Origin of the sequence: Paraburkholderia oxyphila NBRC 105797, assembly GCF_000685075.1 — a bacterium.
GTDB lineage: Bacteria > Pseudomonadota > Gammaproteobacteria > Burkholderiales > Burkholderiaceae > Paraburkholderia > Paraburkholderia oxyphila.
Genome location: NZ_BAYD01000081.1, coordinates 14,270 through 35,618 on the forward strand (window position 1 = coordinate 14,270; position 21,349 = coordinate 35,618).

The following is a 21,349-nucleotide window of genomic DNA, read 5'->3' on the forward strand; positions in this document are numbered from 1 at the left end:
ATTAATGGCCCTGCAGGCGGCGATAGATCGAGTTGGCATAGACGAACTGGTGCCCGGGCGTCAGCGAGTTGTACGCGCCGACCGCTTTCCAGGTCGGCCCGAACTGCCGGATGTTTGAGGCGAGGATCCAGGTCCCCACGTAGGCGTTCACGCACGCGTTGAAGAGGTGTTCGCGCCGGATGCCAAAACGCGCCAGCTTCGGCAGCCAGGAAGAATTGATCTGCATGAGGCCCAGATCTTCGGTCCCGTTGCGGTTGACGTTCACGGCATCGGCCCGCATGTCCGATTCTTGTTGCGCGATCGCACGCACGAGTCGCTGGTTGATGTGCCGGTAGGCCGCCGCATCATCGATGCAGTCCGCGCGCGAAACAGCAGGCGCAACCAGCAGCGCGAGCGAACAAAGGAGCAGATAACGCTTCACGATGCCGCCCCCGCGCGTTCGAAGTACTTCACGTCATGACGGCGCAGCACACTCACGGTCTGCCCGTCGGCAGTCACGATGAACTGCTCCGACGTGCCGTTGAACTTGTAAAAGCGGCCCTTCTGTTCGCCCGAGCCCAGATGGTGAACGTCAGCGACGGTGACATTGATCACGGTCGGCGCGAACTTGAAGTAGGTCTGGCCGCCTTCGTCAAAAACGGTTTCGAGGTGCGCGCCATTGCCAGCCGGGAAGTCGTAGACCGTGCCCGCGCGGCGCGCAACCTCGACGCGGTTCGTGCCGTCCGATACCGTGAAGCGTTCCGCACGGTCGATCGTCATGACGCCAGTATCGGCGTCCCACTTCGGATGCAGCGATACACCGTCGCCCGACACGACCTTCAGCCCCCTGGGTTTCCCCGAAAAGCGGATCTGGGTATGCGTGTCGTCACCGTCACGGATCGCGTTCGCGCCGAAGTATTTCGCGAGCAGCGATTCCGCCGGCGGCACGCCAGCGGCTGCGTCCGACGCGGCCGCCACCGGGCCGGCATGCGTCACCGTTGCAGCCGCGTAGGCGAGCGCGCCGGACTTCTCCACATCGCGGCGCAGCCGCACGTGGCGTGCATCGAAATCGACGTCTGCATAGAGGCCCGTTTGCGTCATGAGTCGGTCGAGCGACTGCATCCAGTTCTCGCCCGCGCGCGTTTCGAAGCGGTCTGCATTCGTGAGATCCACGTCCTTCTGGGCGGAGCCGCTCCAGCCCTGCGGCACCAGTGCCTTGACGATCGCTGCGACCGGCATCGTGGCATTGAGGCTGCGCACCGGCTCGAGCGGGCCGCGCTCGCCGATGAGCGAGAGCCGTCCGCTGAATCCGGAGAACGCAACCGGCTGATCATCGCCGACACCTGGCACGACGCCATGACCACCAATAAACGTGTTCGCGCGGTTCCAAGTTGCGACGGCTGTGTGCCCCCCAACGCTGAACTGGATCGTCGCCGGCGTGCCATCTACCACGACATACGGACCTTCCGCGTGGCTGCCCGCCACCGTAATCGTCTGCCCGGCGCGCGGCTGGATGTAGGTCTTCGAGCCGTCGTTGAAAACGAGCGCCGGGCGCTCGCCGATACCCCCCTCGATCTCGTAGTCGAAATCGAAGGGATCGGTATTCGCCGCTGATGCAAGGTGGGCCAGACTGAAGGCGCACAAGGTCGCAAGAGCAAGGAACCGGCGCGTCATAGGCCCGCCTGAATCTGGTTGAGGTTGCGTACGAAGCGCGCGAGGTATGCGCCGCCCGGGACCGGGTTGGCGCTGTGGTAGTAGGCGATCGCCTTCGCGATGGAATGCGTGCGGCTGTAGTTCTCGTTGAGAATCGCTTCCGCGACGTGAATGTTTGTTGCGGGCGCAAGCGCATCCCACGGCGACGCGAAGCGCTGCCGGTGATACCGCCAGTTCACCTGCATGATCCCCACATCGAAGTCGTCGCGCCCCGCCGCGATGAGCGCGCGCATCGCGCCGTAGGCGTCGTCGCGCGAGCGGAAGAAGAAGCCCCGGCCTGCGACGTTCAGTGTCCACGGCCATGCACGCCCGTTGTACGCTGACTCGTTCAGCGCGATACCTGCGAGCACCTTCGGATCGACGCTCGCATGCATGAGAACGAACGGCGTCTCCGCCTTTGCGCACGCCCAGCCACCTCGGCCTTCCGCGATCGCGGCCTGCACATCGTCATCGAGTTCGTCAGGTTGCAGCCAGCCACTGCGCACCATGAGGCTGGCAAGCGAAACGTCGCGCGCATCGACGGAGACGGTCATGCCCTGCGCTGGCGTGCTGCGAACGCCCTGGCCAACGAGAGGCGAGGCCCATGCGTTGAACGGTGCGAGCCCGCAGTAAAGTACCGGCTTGCCGTCGAGCGATGCGAGCTCGCGCGCGCCCTGCGAGGCGAGTACAAGCGAATCCGGACTGATGAACTGGGCAATCGAGGCCGCATGCACCGCACCGGCCACGAGAGCAGACATCGCGAGAAAGGCGAGCGAGCGTTTAACCACGATACGGCTCCAGGTGGATATCGCGGTTCACCTTGATCATGAAACGCTGGCCGGGCTTGATCGTGATCGTCGGCGGAATGTTCTGGTAGCGGTTCAGGATGGACTGGGAGGTCTGCGCTGCCACCTGGCCTGCCGTGTTGCCCACCTGCGTGACGCCCAGCGGGCCAGTCGTCGTCGAACTCGTATCACTGCTGGTGAAGTGGTTCAGCAGAATGGCCGTCAGGAACGACGCGCCGAAGATCTTCAGGAAGTGGTTGTTCACGTCGCCCGAGAAGCCCGCGTAACCGTTCTGGTCGGCGCCTTCGGCGCCGTAAAGCGGCACCTGCTTGCCGTTGGGCAGGCGCATCTCCGTAGCGGCGACGAGGATACTTTCCTGGCCCACCTTGATCTCGCTCTGGTACGGCGCGGTGATCATCGTGCCCTTCGGGATCATCAGGCACGTGCCCGTCACGCTGTCGTAGACATCCTGCTCGACCATGAGCGCGGCCGTCCCCGGACGGTCGGAATTCTCGCCCGCCATGACCAGCACGCCGATGTGATGCGGGGGCGATAGTGTGCAGGAACCGGACTGGCCGACGAAGCCCGCGCTCAGGAACCCCTCACCGGACGCGGACTGCGCCTTTGCATCCTTGATGAAATCGAGGTCGCGCTGCGCCGACGAAGACGACGTCGTATTGCCCGGCCCCATCGCCCCGGCTATCGCCTTCGCCTGCGCCTCGGCGGCCGCCGTCGCAGACTGCTTTGCGGCTGCCGACTGTAGCGCCATCTGGGCGGGTGTGATGAGACCCACAACTCCATTGGTCTGCGCGTCAGACTGATCCTTCACCTTGTGGCCGGGGATGAAAATCGGCGAAGCGTAGACGCTGTCTTCCTTCGCGCTCGCGGACAGGTTTGCGTCGCGCGACTCACTCTCGAACTGGTCGAGCGACAGGGCAGGTTTCGATGCGCCCGCCTGCGAGGAGGATGCCGCCGCGGCGGCCTTGCGTGCCCTCTCCTCTTCGCGGCGCGCGGCGGCCTGCTGATCCTGGATGATCCGGTCGATATCGTTGCCGCTGGGCGAGCGATCGACTGCGGCGGCGGTTTTCGCGGCCTTGTCGTCCTTCGCCTGCTGGTCGGCCTTGTCGCTCGCCTTCGACTGGTAGTAGTAACCCATCACGCCGATGATGACGGCGAAGATCAGGCCGACGCCGACCAGCGCGTTGCGCGGGGACTTGCCTTTGACGACGCGCTCCTGATCCGACAGGGGTGCGGAATTCTCGCTCGACATACGGTCAGAATCCGAAGATGCCCGGGCGACGTCGCGTGATCGTCACCTCGTCGTTGGCGGCCCGCAGCACGATCCTGTCGGCCATCTGCTGGACCACGATGTACTGCCCGCGGCGAATGAAGTTCGGCGCGACCTCGTCGCCATGGTCCTTCACGATGGGTACCGCCAATGGCGCGTCTGCAGGCAGACGCAGCCACACGAACTTGCCGTCGTCGAACACCGTCTCAGGCTTGAAGGGAGCGGAGCCCGAGATGGTGTAGTCGAAGTTGAGCTTGTCAGGCGCGACGCCGAGCGGCCCGGAGTCGTTTGGTCCACCAGTGCGCGCCTCGCCCGAACCGTCCGCGTCATCGCGTGCACGAACCTTTGCCATGAGCGACGCCGCGTAGTGAAAGCGCACGCTCTGGTAAAAGAGCCCGCCCACAGGCGACGAGACGAGCGTCATGTCGTACTCGTGCAGGTTTGTCGTGAGGTGCAGCGTATTGACGAGGCCCGGCTTCACGGGCTTGATGTAGACGTGATTCGCGCCGTCGGTGTCGACAAGCCATTGCACGGAGTCGCCCATTGCCGGATCCGTGATGAGCTTCTCGCCCGGAGCGAACTCGATGGTCGTGAGCTTCAACGGCGCGGCCATGATGCGGAAGATCTGGTCGCGACTGTAGTTGAAGACAACGATGCGCGCGTCGTTGGGCATCGTGACCGGATCGGTGCCGGAGTTGTACGGATTCACCGGGCTCATGGGGTCGCCCATGATGGCGCCCACGTCGAGTGGGCCAGCGGCCGACGCCGCTTTTCGGGCGGCGAGCGCGGGCTGCGAAAGCACCAGCGCGCAGGCGAGCGCGGCAAGAATGGCAAGCAGCAGCAGGGAACGGGATGCCTGGATCGTCATGCGGTTTTCTGGAGCGTGAAGAACGGGAAGTAGATCCCGAAGGGGTTCGTGCCGACCGCGTCATCGGAACTGGCCGGGACGATCTGGTATCGCAACGTCAAGGCGTAGTGCTGCTCCACTGGCCTGTCAGCGGGAAATTGCGTGGTCGAGGTCGTGAACTCGACCACGACGGTTGAATCGTCGAGCACGGACACGTTGGCAACCTTCACTTCACGCACGAGCCTGGGGTTGGCCGTGATGGTCTGGAACGGGGCGTCTTTCTTGAGCCACTCGGCGAACTGGTTCTTGCCGTTGTCGACCATCTGCGCTTTGACCGCGTTGATGTTGTGGGCGAGGCGCGAACTCTCGATCGTTGGCGTCAGGACCGGTTCGATGGTGAACCAACGCTGCACGGAGTCCGCGACCGATGAACGAAGCGCCTGGTCGTCGGGCTTGTAGGCGGCGAGCTGCTTGATGAGCGGTCGGCCACCCGCGTCGGCTGAGATGCCGTACGACGTCACGACGGACGGCGGCGGCTGACGCGTCCACACCGCTCCGCCCGCGATAAACGCGAGCACGAAGCAGAGCAGCTTCCAGTGATTTGCCTCGACGCGCAGGCGCGTGCCACGGTCAAAGACGATCTTTTCGGGATCTTCTTCGGAGTACCCTCCCGGTGCAGTGGAGAGGGCGACATCTTTTCGGGAACGACGAAGGAAAGGCATGACGCGCGCGGACTGTGGGCTCGCGTCAATTGAATCAGTTCGGGCTGGGAGTCCTCAGAGCAAAAGAGAAGCTATTTTGCATATGATTGCGGCGGCAACTACCCGGAAGCATTCCCGTTTAGGCGCCTAAACGCTTAAAGGCGGAATGACGCTGTTTTTGTGAAGCTTCTCGCCGAATTTCCGTTGGTCAGCGGTGCTAGCCTCCTTTGCAAAGTTTGCACACCTTTGCGCGCAGACCTATTCCTTTAAAAACATGAGCTTAGCGCCGCGAATAGGTCCTTTTCCGTTAGGCGCCTAAAGGGGATAGTTGCATAATTCTGATCAATTCTGCGTATCTGCAGCATTTGGTTATCAGATTGTTCCATTTTTAACTGGTAATTCACTCCAAAAGGTGATTCCTGGCATGCCGCGCTTGACACTAATTCGAGGCAACTAAGCTTGATGATCATGGATCCGAAAACCACTTCCAAGCCGATACCCAACAGGGTAACCGCGATAGCTGTCCATACCAGAATGCGTGCTGATGGCGCTTCGCATTACGAACTTGGCTTCTTTTACAAAACCATGCTCAAACGACGTCTGTGGTCTTCACAGAGTCATCTTGCGGAATCACTTGGCGTTTCCGTGTCGAACGTTTCTCGAGTGATGGCTTTAACGCGCATTCCGAAGGAAGTTGTCGAGGCTGTCGGCGGGGCGGAGAAAATTAGTTTCCGGATCGGTGGGCTGTTGCTGGACGCGATCGATAAGACTGGCGAAGCGACGTTCATCTCGCGAGTGCGCGAAGCTGTGCGTGCGGGTTACGCCACAGTAGACGACATTCTGGAATTTGCCGTTCTCGATCGGATCCCAGAACGCACGCCGAACAAAGTGAGAGTTCGTCTGACACGCGACAAAAAGTCCTTACGCTTAAATGTTCCTGATCTTGACCGCTTCCTACCGAATCTTTCACGACTGGAGGCGTTTATTTCAAGATGCTTCATCATGTTCGATGCAGAGCTTGCGAACCATACAGCTGCAGCGGTCGAGAGTGCGCGGCGCCGGCTTAGAACGGATGCACCCTGCCCCGAGGTCCGAACGCGAAACTTCAAGCCGCCTCTCGAAGATTAAGGCGGTTCTGTGGTTGCTGTATAAACCTGAGATCCGGTTTGCTTGAGGCGTGTGGGCACAGGACGGGATAGAACTTCGATTGGCCTCTCTTCGGCTCCAGCTCTGTACTCTTTCGCGTTGGTGGAAAGCTTTTGTCTCGCTGACACGGGCCGTTTAAGTGTTTGTATGTAAACACTTTACCTCTTTAAAACGTTTACGCTCCCGGAAAGCCTTGCTGGATACGCCTTTCCGGCAACAGAGGTGTAAGTAGTTGGGACCGGTGGTGTACAGCTTTGGGACGTGAGGTGTGTGGATATGGGATGACGGTGTATTGAGTTGGGATATAAGGTGTGTGGATATGGGGCCAAGGTGGAAGATTTTGGGAGTGCCGTCGGGAGTTACTAAGGTGGATAACCTTGGGATGCGGATGTCCCTTTTGACGGGCTGATCATCTGAGAACGAAGGTGGATAGTTTTGGGATGAGAGGCTGCTGCCGGAACGATAGCGTGTTTGGGAAACTTCCAGCGATTGAGGTGGATGGTTTTGGGATTCAGCTTGGGCGTGATTGGTGGAAAGTTATGGGATCGGGCCGCAGTCGATTCATCGCTGAATAAAGTTGAGCCAGCGCGCAGACTTTCCGTACTAGCCGTGCTCCACATACCTTTCCGCCCCTTCATTGTTGGCCGCAATGGTGGAAAGTTTTGGGACGCTCTATCGGGACCATGATCTGCGAAAGGTGTAACGGTTTGGGCCGGCAAGCCAGGCGCGAGTCCGTTAAGGTGTATCGGCTTGGGACAGATTTCCGGTGTAAAGCTTTGGGATGTTTCCCGAGGATCACGAGATTGAAGGTGTATGCCTTTGGGACGAAACGGGCCCGATCGCATCATTTTTGAGCTCGTGAACTCCAAGAGGTGTAAGGTTTTGGGATCAGAAGCGGAATGGCTGTTGAAAACCACCACCTTTCGGCGGCACAAAGGTGGAAGATTATGGTAAGCGGCTATGATGTATGTGAGTACACACTATCAACAAAAACGCTTACTGATCAATGATTTAGGATCGCCATTAGATGTGCCGTGCGTAGTTGACCATGCGGCCGAGCCGACGCATCATTCAGCCAGAGTCCAAGTCTCTGGCAAAGGTGGAAAATGTACGTCCTGCTTTCCACCTTTGATCAAATGCCCCGACCCGTTCTGAGGGCGTAAGCCATGGCGACCCGAAAACAAAAAAGCAACGCAACCGGAATCTGTCTCCAATCAGTTCGGACTCTTTCCGCATGTGCAATTGCCAAGCCATACCCGCGGCAAAAAGGTGGAAGATTTTGGTAAGCGACTCAGGTGTGTGTGAGTGAGTACACACTATCAAAAAAAGTGCTTACTGATCAATGATCTAGGAGTGCTATCGTGATCTGCCGTGCATAGTTGATCGTACGGCCGAGCTGACAGATCGGTTCAGTCAGGGCCCGGTTCTCTGGCAATGGTGGAAAATATACGCTCTGCTTTCCACCTTTGGTAAAATGCCCCGACCTCCTTCTGAGGGCGTAAGCCGTGGTCTCCCGAAAACAAAAAGCAACGCAAGCGGAATCTGTCTCCAATCAGTTCGGGCTCTTTCCGGACGTGGAGTTGCCCGAGCCATACAAGAAGGCGGTTTCTGCCGTGCACATGGCGCCCAAGGAGGGGCCGATGACGGTGAATCAGTATCGCGTGTTCGATGCTCTCCTCAAGCACGCGACTGATCAATACAAGGTTGATCCGGCGCGGCTCTGGTACACCATCAGCATCGGCGCCCTCTCATCGAAGATCGGGCTCGAGAGTTCGAACAATACTTCGTATATCAAGAATATCGTCGACGAGCTTGTGACGTTTGGCGTCAACTGGGACTACCTTGCTGGTCTAAACAAGGGCGAATGGAACACAAGCGCGCTGTTGGCAGGGGCTAAGCTTTCGAAGGGGGGGATGCTCAGCTACCACTACGCAGACAATCTGCGCGAGCTGTTTATGAATCCTGAAATATGGGCGTGGGTCGATTTCCGGATCATGAAGCGTTTCAGTCGCGCGGCTACGCCGCCTGTCTATCAAAACGTACTTCGATACGCGGGTCTCGGTAAGACGCCGGCGCTTTCCGTCGACGTTTGGCGCGACCTCATTCTCGGTATGGACTGGCGAAAAGGCTCGTATAAAGTGTACAAGGAGTTCAAGCGGGCCGTCCTACAACGCGCACTCGACGAGATCAATACTGAGTCGGATCACACGTTCGAATTGGTTGAACTGAAGGAAGGCGGACGAGCGGTTACCTCTCTTCAGTTCATCATCAAAGAAAAGGTGAAGCCGGAAGTTATCGAGGCATCAGACCTAGATGTAATTTCCGCAATGAAAAAGCTCGGCGTGCCCTATTCCGAAGCACGGAAACTGCTGGCTCAGCACAGCGCTGAAGCGGTGAACGCCGCAGTGAGCTATGTCGAGCAGCGGCAAGCCTCGAAGCTGCAACCGATTGCGAACGTACCGGCATACTTTCGCAACGCCCTGAAGATGGGCTATACGGTCGAGACTCCGCAGGGTAACGAGCAGAAGGCACTGCCCCAGTCGAAGAAAGCGAATACAAACACGTCGGAAGAGGTAACCGCTCTTTTCCACGCCGACCGGATGGCTGAGAGTCAGCGTTATTTTGTCGAGCTAGAACCATCGGAGCAGGCCGCTTTGGTCGACCGCTTCAACGCACAGCAGACATCGTCGAACCTCAAGGTCGCCTCGATCGCGAAGATGAAGAAGATTGCTTCAACAGCGTTTTTTTCATGGCTGGCCAACGACACATGGGGCGAGCCGACCGATAGCGACATGTTGAGGTTCGTGATGGAGAAGGCTAGGGTCACAATATGAAGTGATCCCTGCGCTGACATTCTCCCCTCCCTCAGCTTACAGTCGCCTTCTTCGGTGAAAATTGGCTAGCCGCATTTCCTTACGGGAACATGCCCGCCGATGAACGTGCAAGCAACTTTGAGTCCGCATATGGGCTGTTACCGCGAATTCGCTTTTCCGCGTTTTCATACTCGGCCCCGAATAGCCTCCCTCGCGATTCACCTGCCACATGTTTTCGGCGGCGGATAGGGCTCACCACGTTTCCATATCAGCCTTCCCAGCCTGTCCATTGAGCGTCTGTCTTTCCCCGGCAACGCTCTCGACGACGTGTTTCATCTCCCTAAAGGCACAACCAGTTGCGCACCTATTGGTCTGGGCCTGTCAGCCGCTTTGGTCCATTGAAATCTAACGAGACCTATCAAAACAGTCCGCGGCCGTTGCGCTTGCGGGAACTTGCCCGGCACCTCACATTGCGCGGCGGCTGGCACCCTCCCCCGGTCACCCGGATGCGCCGCCATCCCAAGGGTACGTTTCTCCGGTACTTCGCTTCTCAACGAGTAGGCAACCGCTGGCCGTACAGCAGGTCGCGGCATAGTACTGACATCATGCGTGACAAAACCAAAACGAGATTTACCCTCTATTACATGCCGATTGACGTGCGGTTGACGACGACACTTGTCGCGCAAGGAGGGGATTCCTGCGGCGCCTAAGGCAATGATGCCCACCTCAGATTGCCTCGGTAGGTCCCTGTTTCTTCGAACTCCGAGCTGCCGAGTCGCCGGAGTCTAGTCCGCCTTACGCCAATGGGCGGAACACTGTGATGTCGCTTGACCCGGTGCGCGGAGGGGGCGGCATTGAGGCCGCGTAAGCATAGCGCACCCGCACCCTGCGGAAGCCTCGGCTTTGCACTGCTCTCGTTCTGAAATGCTTTAACCACCGCCGGAAAATTGTCGATTGTGCTGACTACGTCGGCGTCGTCCTCGAAGGCGTTCAAAGCGCACGGACATCGCATGCGTCTGTCGTTTGTCCGCGCAATCTCGAGCTGGCAGCGTCCGTATCGTATTCACAGGTGGCATACCAATAAACCAGCCGCCGCTCCAGGTCAGCTTACAATCCGGTCGCCGTCGAAACTCGCAAGAACCGTAATCGCGGATTAACTTTTTCAGGCACGACTGCGGGCGAGGTGCTTCTTGCGACACTTGAAGCCGGTGATCAGTACGACATGCGATCCTTCCGAGAGCACGGCGAAGCGGACACCGACTGCATCGATGCCGATTGACGATCTAGCAGCGGGAATCGGTTGCTCGTCAGCGAGGGCAATCTGGATAAAAGCGAACCACTTCCGGACGCGCATTCATCCGGGCTCGAGCAGGACGATGCGGCTGTTGGTGCGATCGCGTTTAATCTGTTCGCGATCGGGCTTCAGGGGTCTATCCTCCTGACCACTGTTGTTGAAGCGACGGCGATTGCGCCGTTAACTTTGCACGTGCACAACATCTCTCGATGTTTATTCACGACACAAACAATACCAAACAATTCGCAACGATCAGATGTTCTGCTACGATTCGCGTCACATGTCGTCCAGTGTTGAAGCGTGGACGCGGACGACCTCATAACTTTGCACGTGCAAAGTTTTTGCGACTGACGTTGTGTCGAAGAGAGTTGTGCACGTGCAAAGTTTTAACGACTACCCTCGGAGGCCCGCCTATGGCGTCGAACAAGAATCCGAATCCGGCGATCATCATTCTGGTAACCAATCAGAAGGGAGGGAGCGGGAAAACAACAACCGCGATGAATCTCTCTGCCGCTTACCACGAAGAAGGGAAGCGAGTTCTTTTGGTCGATTATGATCCGCAAAATACCCTGCTCGGCTGGTACGGGCAGGCAGACGAAACAAATCCCATCTCGGTTCCCTATCTGAACCTCGCCCAACCGGGCATTGACATCAGCAATGAGCTTGAGCAGCGCCAGTTCGACTTCGATTACATAGTGATCGACGGTCGCCCGAACCTGGAGATCAGCATGAGCGCATTGCTCCTGCTTAGCGATCTCGTGCTGGTGCCGCTACAAGCTTCTTTGGCCGATCTGCATTCGACTCAGGGTATTGTGAAAGAGATCCGCCTGGCCCAAGAGGAGCGCCCCGAGCTGAAGTTTGCGCTGGTGCTAACGATGGTGTCCGACAAGCGGCTGCAACTCCAATTCACGAAGGACGCGATCAAGGAGCTTGGATATCCGCTCTGCAAGACAATGGTTGCCCGCCGGGAACTTCATACCCAAGCCTACGCGTTGGGGCAGACAGTGTTTGCCAGCAAATCCGTCGGATATCGGGCTGCAGCAGACGAGGCACGAAAATTAGCCGCTGAAGTTGTGAAACTCGTATCGTAAGGAGGATCTGATGGCCTCGAACAAACTAAAGCAAGCCTTCGGTCGTCAACGCACCGTTGAAACGGTCAGCGAACAAACTTCGGGTTTGGCACAAATCCGCGAGACGCCCTCCAAGTTTGATCACGCCAGGCGCGCTCTAGCGCACGCGTCGGGTGCTGGGTTGACACAGGCCCCAGCCACGGCGATACCGCCGGGGCGTGAATCGTCCGTCCATATCTCGATCGGCAGCCTTGATTCTGCGAGTCCGGAATATCGGGAATGGTGTATGGCGAACGGCTATCGCCCTGGAACCAACATCGAAATTCCCCTAGGGAAGCTCAAGGCGTCTCGTTATAACGCGCGGCATTTTTATCTTCCTTCGCAACTTCAAGAGCTGGTTGCGAACATCGCCGAGCATAAGCAGCAACAGCCCATCCATGTGACGCCGGACTACAACAATCCGGGTTCCTTCTTTGTTACGGATGGCGGCCGTCGCTGGCGAGCGCTTGAAGCACTGAAGAGTCCGCATGTCATCGCACTGGTGGTTGATGTCCCACTTGGCGTGCAGAGCTATAAGCTGTCGTACGATCTCAACGTCACGAAGGAAGATCAGACACCGTTCGATGACGCGGTGAAGTGGAAAAGCCTACTGGAAGACGGCACGTTCAAGAGCGCTCGCGAGCTTGGCGAGGTTTTAGGCATTGCAGAAGGGGAGATCTCGAAGACCTTATCGCTGGCCGAGCTTCCTGAAAGCCTCCTTGAACTCATGGTCGCCATACCCGCAGAAGAGATGGGGTTGCGCAAGGCATACGAGGTCGGTCGGTACTGGCAGATCAGTGGACGTGACGACGTCGCCACGGCAAAGCTAATCCAGAACATCGCCGGCGGCGACTATGCCATCAAGCGCGTGCAAGCGGTGATTGCCGGGTTGAAAGCATCGTCGGGAGGTATCAAGGCGAACTCTCGACCTGTCTTCAATCGCCGCGTCGATTTCCGTTTGCCGAATGGCAAGGATGCGGGCAGTCTCAAGACTTATGGTGATGATCGCCTTGATCTCCGGGTTTCAGGTCTTCCGATCGACGTTCGTGACAAGCTGCAGGACGTCATTCAGGAAGCTCTGCAGCGATTCGTTGCGTCGAAACCAGGTGTCGATAAAGCGGAGGAGCAGTGACTCCGGCCGCTAGCGTTGAACCAGGCGCTCGGATGCTCGCATTCTGCGTGGGCGCAATGGCTACGGGTGCGTCGATTGCGATTACCGTGCTTGCCGGCAGCGAGCGCGGCGGCACGCCCGCCGAACAACTGATCTGGATAGCCATCGGCCTCTCGCTGTTGTTCGGCGCTCACTTGATTCCTGCAATTGCTCGGGGTTCTAAACGAGGAGTTCGTCTCGTTGCTTTCGTCTTGTGGCTGGCCGCGATGGTCTCGACCGGCTACACGCATGGGACGTTCTTCCTCGCGGCACAGCAGCACGCCGGAGATAATCGGGCTGGGCAGGTGAGTGTTCCGGAAGTCGCGCGCGAAGAGTCATCAACGAGCAACGCTATTTCCTCGCTGTTGCGGCAGCAAGCGAAGGTAGAAGGCGCACTGAATCAGTCGATGCTTATCAAGTGCGGCAATGATTGCCGGGCGTTGAACCTACGACGCCAGACCCTTCGCGGTCAGCTCGATTCGATTAAGGGGCAGATCGAAGAGGCCCGACGTGTAGAGCGGAATGAAGACCTTGAAGCGGCTGAACGCGCTCGTGCTCTCTCACGGCGGGAGGCACAACGCGGAGATCCTGTGTCGACGAAGTTGGCCGCCTGGTTCGGCGTACCAACGGCGAAGATCGATCTTGCCTTGGCGATCTTCTTCGGCTGGCTTCTGGAAGGCATCGCATGCTTTTCTTGGTATGTGAGCCTGTCGAGTTCGAGATCCGCGCAAGTGCAGGCTTCTGACTCAGGCACGGTCACGGGAAAGGCGCCGAAGCCTACGCCTCGGGCTTTCACTTATAACGCCTCGTATCTGGCCGCGAATGATTCCGACGGGCGCGCGCATGTTCAGGAGGGGAACGATTTGAACCCTGTGTCTGAGTTGGCTTCGAGCGCGGAGGTGATTGGAGTGGGTCATGCGCGGCCGGAGGTGGATGAAGAAACGCTGCTGCGCGAGGCCCTTGAGGCTGGCGCTGCGACAAACTCGATCGCTGACATTGTCAGAGTGCTGGGCTGCAGTGAAAGTCGAGCGCTCGCCTTGAGACGTCAAATTGCTACGACTAGCCCCCAATTGCTGATGGTATGTGGCGGGTAGCTGGTCATCGCAGGCCTGTTGTGCACGTGCACAACAGGCCTCGCGTACTGCAATCCATCAACACGTTGCGATTCGCAGCCCGCCGCAGCTGGCCGAGCACCATCTGCACGCTATCGATGAGCCTTTCAGTTGAGGGAGCCTCGGTGCCGAACAATATCGGACTGAGCATCCAGCACGACTCGCCCGAGTTGGTCTACAAGCCGAGTGCCTCGATAGATTGGCATGGCAGCAGGCGAGCGCTTCACTTCGCAGTGCGCTCCTCCGGCCCTCTGAAACGTCCAAAATTGTGCCTGTGGCACGCAACTAACCGTCGGGCGCACAACGCGCCTAAATGGCGCCTGACGGCGCGATAGGGCCACGGTCGGGCAAGGTGGCCTTGGCGGTCGGTTCGGGGCGAAACTTGGCCGGGGTGCGCGACGGGGATTTCGACTGCGGTGATGCGCGGCGGGCGTAGATCAGATGGCTTCGAGTGTCGCTCGATGACTCATGCCAACCTTCGGTCCGTGAAACACTGGGAGAAAATCTCGAAAGTCTCTCAAGGCTTATGCTGCGGGGAGTTTCGTCGATTCTCGGAAATTGTTTCACGGAAACGCGTGTTGAAAAGTGGAAAAACAGGACCAGAAGACTGGCATGTCCACGTTAGAGCATGCTTGCTGGTCGCTCGTAGTGAATGCTACGTAATTTGTAATGAGGTGCAGCGAGCCGGAGCGGGCGGTTTTTTGCGACCTCAGCTGCTCTTGTGGTGAGCATTTCCTCCAAGGCGAAAGACCACCGCCGTTAGTATCGGAAGGGCACCCCGCCGGACTGACTTTTCTCCAATCGTCTGCTGCGCATACTGCCGTTTTGAATCTCGTGGATCGGGAAGCGCGAGGGATAACAAGCCGCGTGGACAGTGCAGTATCGTTAGCACCGCCGCAGTCTTGGTTTGTATTCGGTCGGCGCGACACGTTAGCGAAGTGCGTGCATCCGCCAGAGCATTCGACATTGCACACACTGGTGCTTCTCGATTTCGCGGTACTCGCCGGTGCCGATGCAAGCAATATCAGTCGCATCGAACCCGAGTACATTCCCAAGTACGAACGCGTGGAATTGCTGCCCTCGGTTTGTCACGCACTGCAGGTTCCGGTGCGCCCACGCAAGGAACATCGTGCTATCTCCCTTCGCAGCTTGTTGCCGACTTTCTCGTCTCGCGGAACCGACCGCGTTTCGACGGCGCTCTATTTGCCTCGATCCAGATAGACAGGCAGGGGGGGCGGGGCGATCGTGGTGGACCCGGCCACGCCGCCCTATCTGCACAAGGCATCGTTCTACGTGGGCACGACCCGATATCATGATGGCAACCACGGAGGTGCGATGAAAGTCGTCCGCAGCAAGCGTCTCGATAACGTCCTGAAAGATCCGAAGGCAGCCGAGCAGCTTCGCGCGTTTTTGGCGTCGGCCTCGCTAACCCAGCCGAGCGACGTCGAGATCACGACCCGCGATTGCAAGGGCAACCTTGTCTGTTATCTGCCTCGACTCGTCCGTGTGGCCGGGGCGGGCGCGTGACGACGTCCCTTCCGGGCGCGCCGTTTTCGCATGCGAAATCCGCCGGGCGACAAACTCACGATTATGCGCCAAGCGCGCGGTGTCACGGATCGCGGTTATGGAGCCATTCCGTGATCGGCGTAATGGGCCACCGGATGATCGGCGCGTAGGCGCCAGCACAGGATCGGCGCAAAGGCGCCATTCTGTGATCGGCGTAATGGAGCCTCCCGTTGCCCGGGCATCATGCGTCGGTCGCCCGAAGGATATCTGCAAATGCAACGAGCGGATTGCGTGCATCAACGATGCTCGTCAGCATTGCCGGCCTTCTGTATCCGCTTTGCAAGCTGCCGGCCGTCGGCGTCAGTACGTGGAGCTTGTGTCAGCCTATCAAGCTTGTAGCAAAGCTGAAGTTCCTTCATCCGAAAATATTCGAACGCGCTTGCCCCATAAGGTGACCGCAATGTCGACGGTCTCACTTTTGTGGTCCTGCGTATCGATATATGCCTTGCAGTCTGGGCCTCAAACGAACATTGCAGCCCATATAGGTTGAAAGTGTTCTGCTTGAACCGCCGCGTCGATCACACCCAGGCGCGAGCGCAGCTTGATTAGCCACACTGTAGGGGAATACATTGTGTTTGTTAGAGCCTTCTCAGATGCCGACTATGCGTCAGCCAGTGACCGCAGGAATGTTGGAACCTTGATCTTGCTGATCGTCTGCAATCGGGCCATGAGAGCGTGATCGATCCGGGCTAGTCCGTAAGTTTCCGTAATGTCGCGTTGCAGTCGACACCAGAGGTGACAGGCCATCTCGGCGTCGACCATTGCCCGGTGAGCACGGCCTGCTGTCGGCAACCGCAGCATCTCCGTCAGGCTGGATAAGCGGTGACTTTGAGCTTGCGGGTAGATACGCCTTGCCACCAGCATCGTGCACGCAAACGACTGTTCCGTTGCGAGGCCGAGAAGCCCAAGTTCTGCCTGCCAAAACCTCCTGTCGAACCCGGCGTTGTGGGCGACGGCCGGATGTTTGCCGACAAACTTTACCGCTTCACCCATTACCTTTGAGGCCGGAGGCGCTGACGCGATCATGTCGTTTGTGATCCCGGTGAGAGCGACGACATCGGACGGTATGCGTCTTCCCGCATTCATCAAACTCTGGAAGCGGTCGATGATTTCGCCGTCACGTAGAAGAATGACAGCAATTTCGGTGGCGCGGTCTCCCATGGCAGGGGACAGCCCCGTCGTTTCAAAGTCCAGAACCGCGACAGTCTGCATGGCTAAATCCTGTTGCTTCATACTACATTTCTTGATCAAGCCGGGAGGTTATCATCTTCTAGCTCCAGAGAGACTCGTTCGGCCCGGGAAGCAATCATCTCCGCCAGTTCACCATTTTGCCTGGCACGAACGATGTCCCCACAGGTGGCCCTCCCGATTATCGAAACCCGCGCGAATGGCATTGAGCCGCTCATCGGTGAAGCACTGTCAGATCAAAACCCGTTCAATCAGTCGGGCGTCGCCTGCGCACAGTATGGGGAGGCCCAGGCGCTCGCTCTGAGCACGGATTCAGCGCTTCCCAAACGGCACGCGAAAAGAGGGTGGCGAATGCTCGCAAGGCCTGGGCGCCGACGGCAGACGAGCGCTTGCGCAAAAAGCATTCGAGGCAGGCGTCGATGTGAAGGAGTTGGCCGTGCAACATGGCCGCACGACCGGTGCGATCAAGTCGAGCCTTGTCAAACGCGGGCGCGTCGAACGGTAAAGCTAGAAGCAGACCTGCTGGCACCAGATGTCGCCGCTAGATCGAAGCGAACACCGCGTGCGGGGACATACAAAGTAGCGAAAGAGCGCCAGGCGGAAAGAGTCATCCCCTCATGTCTGCGCGACAACCCGCATTCATTCTCTGCAGGCATTGCACGCATAGAGAGAAAAGAGCATTTCAGGCCAAAGTAACTTGCATACGGGCTCGAACTGAGTCCGGGGCCGCGCGCGTATCAGGGCCGGTGCCTCCCGGTTTGCGCGTGCTGGTCTTTAACGACATAATCGGCATCGCGACGATGGCGTCACTCGTGACGCATTGCAATGAACTTCGATGTACCAGGGAAGTTTCACAATCGCATATACGGCAAACCTCACAGGGAGGGAAGGCAATGGCAACTTTGGATGCAATCAACTTGAAGATAGCAAAGCTCCAGAAGCAGGCGGCAACGATCGCTGAAAAGCAGAACTCGGTCGGACTGACCAAAATCCGTGATCTGATGCACAAGTACGCGCTGACCGTCGCCGACATCGAAAGTTTTGTCGGGAAAAAGCGCGGCAGAAAGCCCTCAGCGCTGGCCGCGGAAGGGGCGGGGAAAGCTCCGCGGGCAAGCGTGCATCACGTCGAACCCAAATATATGGATCCGAAGACGGGCGCGACGTGGAGCGGCCGCGGGCGAGCGCCACTCTGGATCCGCGACGTGAAGAACCGGTCGAAATTCCTCATCGAAGCAGGCGTGAAGACGGACGCCCCTGAGGCAAAGGCGGCTCCAGCGAAAAAGGCAACTGCGAAGGCCGCCGCAGCGAAAAAGGCCGTCGCGCGGAGAGTCGCCACGAAGAAGGCAACGATTGGCCGCGCGGCCTCGCCGGCAAACGGTACGCGTGCGCGCAAAGCCACGGCGCCCGTAAAGAAGGCGGCGGCGCCGCGCAAGGTCGCGGCGAAAAAGGCGCCAATGGCGGTTGAGGTCGCTGCCGCGCCTGAAGCGGCCGCCCAGTAATTCTTGATACGGTCGTAGGCAAGTTGCGTGGTCGCCGTGCAGCGCCGACGACCCGCTCGGCCGAGCTAACCGCTTCAGCCGGCAGACACTCGCTCTGCCGGTGACTTGTCCCGTCCCGTCTGCGATCCGGCGATGCAATCTGCAGCCCCGCGTCGATCGTTGACCGGCGGCAATCCAGCATCCTGACCTCATCCTGGCTGTCACCTTCCGGCTCGGCTGGCAGCACGTCCACGCAGCAATCAACGTCGTCCCAAAGTCTCTATCATTGCCTTGCGGGGTCCACAAGAGGAGGCAGACCGTGGCAACCTATAAAGAATTGAAGCTCCAAATGGCCGAACTTCAGGTTCAGCTGACTGCCGCGCGTCAGGCGGAGTTTCAGGCCGCACTCGAAGACATCCGGGCCAAGGTTGCGGAGTACGGATTCACGGAGCAGGAGATTTTTGGCCGCCGTCGTGGCAGAAGTCAAACTCCAAATAGCCTGTCGCCCGCCAAATATCGTGATCCGCAGAGCGGCGCGACCTGGTCGGGGAGGGGGCGAGCACCCAACTGGCTCAAGGACGCCAAAAACCGTGACAGGTTTCTGGTTTCAGACTGAAGCGGAGTTTCCGCACGCATTCGATCGTCGACGCTCGATCTGCGAGCGTGACTGGTGCAGTTCCAGTCGACCGGGCGGGCACGGGATCTTTTTTCACCCGAACCTGGTCTCGTGCTGTTCCATTACGGCAGTGCGGTGATGAACATCCGGCAGGCGAAACTCACGCGAAGGCACAGCGCTCTCGCGACCGGGGAGACTGGTCGACAACGCGCTGAACTGCTTCTACGGAGATCCGGGATGGATCCGGTGGCTGAGTGCGCGGCTCGCCGGTTGCGCGCGCTGAGGACGGCAGGCAGAGGGTTCCGCATCGGGGCGATTCGTGACTTGCCGCAGTTGCAACGTCATGTCGCTCGACAGGCGAGCTCATGCCGGAGTGTGAAAGCGCCTGCTTACCGAATCGCCATCGGGTATCTGAAGTTCAACCGTGATTGTCGACCCAGGCGCGCGCCCACGCCAGACCAGCATCCTGAGCCTCTGCTTCAGTATCGAACCACCCCAGAATGCCGGACGCCTCGACAAACTTCTGGTCGCGCGTAATTGTCCCGCTCGCAGCGTAACGGTCCGAAGTGAGCAGGCCCTGTTGTTGCGCAATCGCGTGGCCCCACAGCGCGTAACCTTTGGACGTCTCATGTTCCATGGGTGAGTCGCTCCGGCAATCCGGCTGCAAGCAGCCGCGTTGAAGAGAGGCGCTCCGGTCCGGCCAGGCATCTGCTGCGCGCCATCGACGGCCAGTCTACCTCCGTTCGCGGCTCGCGTCGTGGATAGGGAGAGCAGCCCGACGTGTTGTTCCGTGGCGGAGCGCATGCGGAAGACCGGAATTGCGTCTGGGCCTTCGCTAAGCTCCAGCGATCACTCACGCCCGCTTCACCCCGTCACTGCGCGGATCGTTGGAATTTCTCCACACCAGGGCGCGACGCAGGCGGTCGCGCACGGTGGCGGCCACACGCCACTTCACGGAATTCATCCGGTAGCGGCGACGCGTTTGTCTTGAACGATGTGAAATCGGAGCGCTCGGGCGGTTCCGTGCGAAACGGATGGTGCGGTCAATCCTGCGCGGAACCGCGCAGGATTGGGCTGCACCCGTCAGTGGGCACGTGCCAGGCGAGCGGTGGCCAGTGGTTCCCCCCTCACTCGCGACATGCGCGAGTGTCATACACACCGGGAGTGCGCTCTGAAACCTGCTACAGCGGGCATTGCGTCGACTTCGGGCAGGCGGCTGCATCGCAGCACTGCTCGAAGACCAGCTCCCGGTACGGCCTGGCGCCACTGCCCGTGAGGCGTTGTGGCCCGTAGATCCGGTTCACCACGACGACGCGCTGCGTCAGCCTGCACGGATACAACTGCTGGATGGATTCCATAATCAGGTGATGTCCGCTCGCTCAAGCGCGACGGTCATTGCATGTGCTGGCCGCCGTTGATGGGGATGTTCGCGCCGGTCACGAAGCTTGCGTCGTCCGAGCACAGGAACAGCACGAGCGCGGCGACTTCGTCCGGATTGCCGAGACGGCCCATCGGGATCTGCGGCAGGATCTTCGTGTCGAGAATCTCCTGCGGGATGGCCGTGACCATTTTCGTCGCGAGATAGCCTGGCGAGATCGTGTTCACCGTCACCCCCTTGCGGGCGACCTCCAGTGCGAGCGACTTCGTGAAGCCGTGCATGCCGGCCTTCGCCGCCGCATAGTTCGTCTGGCCCACGGCGCCCTTGGAGCCGTTCACCGACGAAATATTGATGATGCGGCCCCAGGCGCGCTCGACCATGCTGTCGCACAACGGCTTCGAGATGTTGAAGATGGAGTCCAGATTGGTGCGCAGCACGGCGTCCCAGTTGACCTTGTCCATCTTCCTGAAGGTCATGTCGCGCGTGATGCCGGCGTTGTTGACCAGAATGTCCACAGGGCCGACGTCGCGCTGGATTTTCGCGGCGCCGTGCTGGCACGAGTCGTAGTCGGCGACATCGATGGAATACGCATGGAAATCGCGGTCCGTCTCCTTCATTCTGGCCAGCCAGTCCTTAGCGCCTGCGTTGTCCGGCGAGTGCGTGACGACCACCTTGTAGCCTGCGTCGTAGAGTCGTACGCTGATGGCCTCACCGAGACCGCCCATTCCGCCTGTTACCAATGCAATACGCTTAGTCATACTATCTATCCGCGAGAGAAAAATTAAAAATCATCCAGGTGGCGCCCGGCCAGGGGGCGCCACGACTGTCCTGGCCCGCTGTCCTCGCACACCGGGCGAAGATTGCGCGGGCACAATCGCGCGGCTTGTATTGTCCGTCTAGTCTTGCGCGAAACTTCTCCAGTTTGCCCGCCTGTGCGCGGTGCATCGCGCCTCGGGGGCAAACCGTTTTACTGCAGTACGGCTCAGTCGCGCTCGAGCGCAAGCGCCACGCCCATGCCGCCGCCGATGCACAGCGAGGCGAGACCGCGCTTCGCGTCGCGGCGCTGCATCTCGTGCAGCAGCGTCACCAGAATGCGGCAGCCCGATGCGCCAATCGGGTGACCGATTGCAATCGCCCCGCCGTTCACGTTGATCTTCGACGTGTCCCAGCCCATCTGCTTGTTCACGGCCAGCGCCTGCGCCGCGAA

Annotated in this window: 18 protein-coding genes and 1 pseudogene; 8 read left to right on the plus strand and 11 right to left on the minus strand. The window is 59.2% G+C overall.

Annotation, left to right across the window (positions count from 1 at the left end):
* Position 1: 1 nt before the first annotated feature.
* From BO1_RS35150 to BO1_RS35175, 6 genes are read right to left on the minus strand one after another with little or no spacing between them, the layout of a single operon-like run.
* A complete protein-coding gene (locus BO1_RS35150; RefSeq protein WP_156992560.1) occupies positions 2-421 on the minus strand; it encodes a lytic transglycosylase domain-containing protein in 420 nt (139 codons plus the stop codon).
* Complete coding sequence (locus BO1_RS35155) at positions 418-1,653, minus strand: hypothetical protein (RefSeq protein ID WP_028221573.1); 1,236 nt, start codon at positions 1,651-1,653, stop codon at positions 418-420. The genes BO1_RS35150 and BO1_RS35155 overlap by 4 nt, the downstream gene beginning before the upstream one ends.
* Positions 1,650-2,459 carry a transglycosylase SLT domain-containing protein gene (locus tag BO1_RS35160; protein WP_028221574.1) on the minus strand — a complete coding sequence of 270 codons (810 nt, stop codon included), beginning with the start codon at positions 2,457-2,459 and terminating at the stop codon, positions 1,650-1,652. Before BO1_RS35160 ends, BO1_RS35155 begins: the two co-directional genes overlap by 4 nt.
* Positions 2,452-3,726 carry a TrbI/VirB10 family protein gene (locus BO1_RS35165; RefSeq protein WP_028221575.1) on the minus strand — a complete coding sequence of 425 codons (1,275 nt, stop codon included), beginning with the start codon at positions 3,724-3,726 and terminating at the stop codon, positions 2,452-2,454. Before BO1_RS35165 ends, BO1_RS35160 begins: the two co-directional genes overlap by 8 nt.
* A gap of 4 nt (positions 3,727-3,730) precedes the next feature.
* On the minus strand, positions 3,731-4,612 hold the full coding sequence (locus tag BO1_RS35170) for a TrbG/VirB9 family P-type conjugative transfer protein (protein ID WP_043287874.1): 882 nt from the start codon (positions 4,610-4,612) through the stop codon (positions 3,731-3,733).
* Entirely contained in the window at positions 4,609-5,313 is a 705-nt protein-coding gene (locus tag BO1_RS35175; RefSeq protein ID WP_028221577.1) for a type IV secretion system protein, read from the minus strand. Before BO1_RS35175 ends, BO1_RS35170 begins: the two co-directional genes overlap by 4 nt.
* A gap of 438 nt (positions 5,314-5,751) precedes the next feature.
* Between BO1_RS35175 and BO1_RS35180 the strand changes: the two genes are divergently transcribed.
* From BO1_RS35180 to BO1_RS35215, 6 genes are all read left to right on the plus strand, one after another.
* Entirely contained in the window at positions 5,752-6,420 is a 669-nt protein-coding gene (locus BO1_RS35180; RefSeq protein ID WP_156992562.1) for a hypothetical protein, read from the plus strand.
* Positions 6,421-7,943: 1,523 nt separating this feature from the next.
* Positions 7,944-9,272 (plus strand): replication initiation protein, encoded by a 1,329-nt coding sequence (locus tag BO1_RS35185; RefSeq protein WP_028221579.1) that lies wholly within the window; start codon positions 7,944-7,946, stop codon positions 9,270-9,272.
* A gap of 1,686 nt (positions 9,273-10,958) precedes the next feature.
* Positions 10,959-11,636: a ParA family protein gene (locus tag BO1_RS35195; RefSeq protein ID WP_028221581.1), complete on the plus strand. Its 678-nt coding sequence runs from the start codon at positions 10,959-10,961 to the stop codon at positions 11,634-11,636.
* A 10-nt stretch (positions 11,637-11,646) separates the two neighbouring features.
* Entirely contained in the window at positions 11,647-12,786 is a 1,140-nt protein-coding gene (locus BO1_RS54035; RefSeq protein ID WP_043287877.1) for a ParB/RepB/Spo0J family partition protein, read from the plus strand.
* Positions 12,787-12,818: 32 nt separating this feature from the next.
* Entirely contained in the window at positions 12,819-13,898 is a 1,080-nt protein-coding gene (locus BO1_RS35205; protein ID WP_028221582.1) for a hypothetical protein, read from the plus strand.
* Positions 13,899-15,251: 1,353 nt separating this feature from the next.
* Positions 15,252-15,443 carry a hypothetical protein gene (locus BO1_RS35215; protein WP_156992564.1) on the plus strand — a complete coding sequence of 64 codons (192 nt, stop codon included), beginning with the start codon at positions 15,252-15,254 and terminating at the stop codon, positions 15,441-15,443.
* A gap of 639 nt (positions 15,444-16,082) precedes the next feature.
* On the opposite strand, the gene BO1_RS35220 is transcribed toward BO1_RS35215, so the two are convergent.
* The gene (locus BO1_RS35220) at positions 16,083-16,694 is read right to left on the minus strand and encodes a 3'-5' exonuclease (protein WP_028221585.1); all 612 of its coding nucleotides are present in this window, start codon (positions 16,692-16,694) and stop codon (positions 16,083-16,085) included.
* 869 nt (positions 16,695-17,563) lie between these two features.
* Between BO1_RS35220 and BO1_RS35225 the strand changes: the two genes are divergently transcribed.
* Positions 17,564-18,169: an H-NS histone family protein gene (locus BO1_RS35225; RefSeq protein ID WP_028221586.1), complete on the plus strand. Its 606-nt coding sequence runs from the start codon at positions 17,564-17,566 to the stop codon at positions 18,167-18,169.
* A 298-nt stretch (positions 18,170-18,467) separates the two neighbouring features.
* Entirely contained in the window at positions 18,468-18,764 is a 297-nt protein-coding gene (locus BO1_RS35230) for an H-NS histone family protein (RefSeq protein ID WP_028221587.1), read from the plus strand.
* Between the two features lie 418 nt (positions 18,765-19,182).
* On the opposite strand, the gene BO1_RS35235 is transcribed toward BO1_RS35230, so the two are convergent.
* From BO1_RS35235 to BO1_RS35250, 4 genes and pseudogenes are all read right to left on the minus strand, one after another.
* Entirely contained in the window at positions 19,183-19,401 is a 219-nt protein-coding gene (locus tag BO1_RS35235; protein WP_028221588.1) for a hypothetical protein, read from the minus strand.
* A gap of 544 nt (positions 19,402-19,945) precedes the next feature.
* On the minus strand, positions 19,946-20,122 hold the full coding sequence (locus BO1_RS59690; RefSeq protein ID WP_156992566.1) for a hypothetical protein: 177 nt from the start codon (positions 20,120-20,122) through the stop codon (positions 19,946-19,948).
* A gap of 34 nt (positions 20,123-20,156) precedes the next feature.
* Complete coding sequence (phbB, locus tag BO1_RS35245; protein WP_028221589.1) at positions 20,157-20,900, minus strand: acetoacetyl-CoA reductase; 744 nt, start codon at positions 20,898-20,900, stop codon at positions 20,157-20,159.
* 224 nt (positions 20,901-21,124) lie between these two features.
* Positions 21,125-21,349, minus strand: a pseudogene (locus BO1_RS35250) (acetyl-CoA C-acetyltransferase); the annotation flags it as partial.

What these genes read in the sequence shown, in the direction of transcription:
- BO1_RS35155 (WP_028221573.1), bottom strand. Translation starts at nt 1,653, where the DNA reads ATGACGCGCCGGTTCCTTGCTCTTGCGACCTTGTGCGCCTTCAGTCTG.
- BO1_RS35165 (WP_028221575.1), bottom strand. Translation starts at nt 3,726, where the DNA reads ATGTCGAGCGAGAATTCCGCACCCCTGTCGGATCAGGAGCGCGTCGTC.
- BO1_RS35170 (WP_043287874.1), bottom strand. Translation starts at nt 4,612, where the DNA reads ATGACGATCCAGGCATCCCGTTCCCTGCTGCTGCTTGCCATTCTTGCC.
- BO1_RS35175 (WP_028221577.1), bottom strand. Translation starts at nt 5,313, where the DNA reads ATGCCTTTCCTTCGTCGTTCCCGAAAAGATGTCGCCCTCTCCACTGCA.
- BO1_RS35195 (WP_028221581.1), top strand. Translation starts at nt 10,959, where the DNA reads ATGGCGTCGAACAAGAATCCGAATCCGGCGATCATCATTCTGGTAACC.
- BO1_RS54035 (WP_043287877.1), top strand. Translation starts at nt 11,647, where the DNA reads ATGGCCTCGAACAAACTAAAGCAAGCCTTCGGTCGTCAACGCACCGTT.
- BO1_RS35205 (WP_028221582.1), top strand. Translation starts at nt 12,819, where the DNA reads ATGCTCGCATTCTGCGTGGGCGCAATGGCTACGGGTGCGTCGATTGCG.
- BO1_RS35215 (WP_156992564.1), top strand. Translation starts at nt 15,252, where the DNA reads ATGAAAGTCGTCCGCAGCAAGCGTCTCGATAACGTCCTGAAAGATCCG.
- BO1_RS35220 (WP_028221585.1), bottom strand. Translation starts at nt 16,694, where the DNA reads ATGCAGACTGTCGCGGTTCTGGACTTTGAAACGACGGGGCTGTCCCCT.
- BO1_RS35225 (WP_028221586.1), top strand. Translation starts at nt 17,564, where the DNA reads ATGGCAACTTTGGATGCAATCAACTTGAAGATAGCAAAGCTCCAGAAG.
- BO1_RS35235 (WP_028221588.1), bottom strand. Translation starts at nt 19,401, where the DNA reads ATGGAACATGAGACGTCCAAAGGTTACGCGCTGTGGGGCCACGCGATT.
- BO1_RS59690 (WP_156992566.1), bottom strand. Translation starts at nt 20,122, where the DNA reads ATGGAATCCATCCAGCAGTTGTATCCGTGCAGGCTGACGCAGCGCGTC.
- phbB (WP_028221589.1), bottom strand. Translation starts at nt 20,900, where the DNA reads ATGACTAAGCGTATTGCATTGGTAACAGGCGGAATGGGCGGTCTCGGT.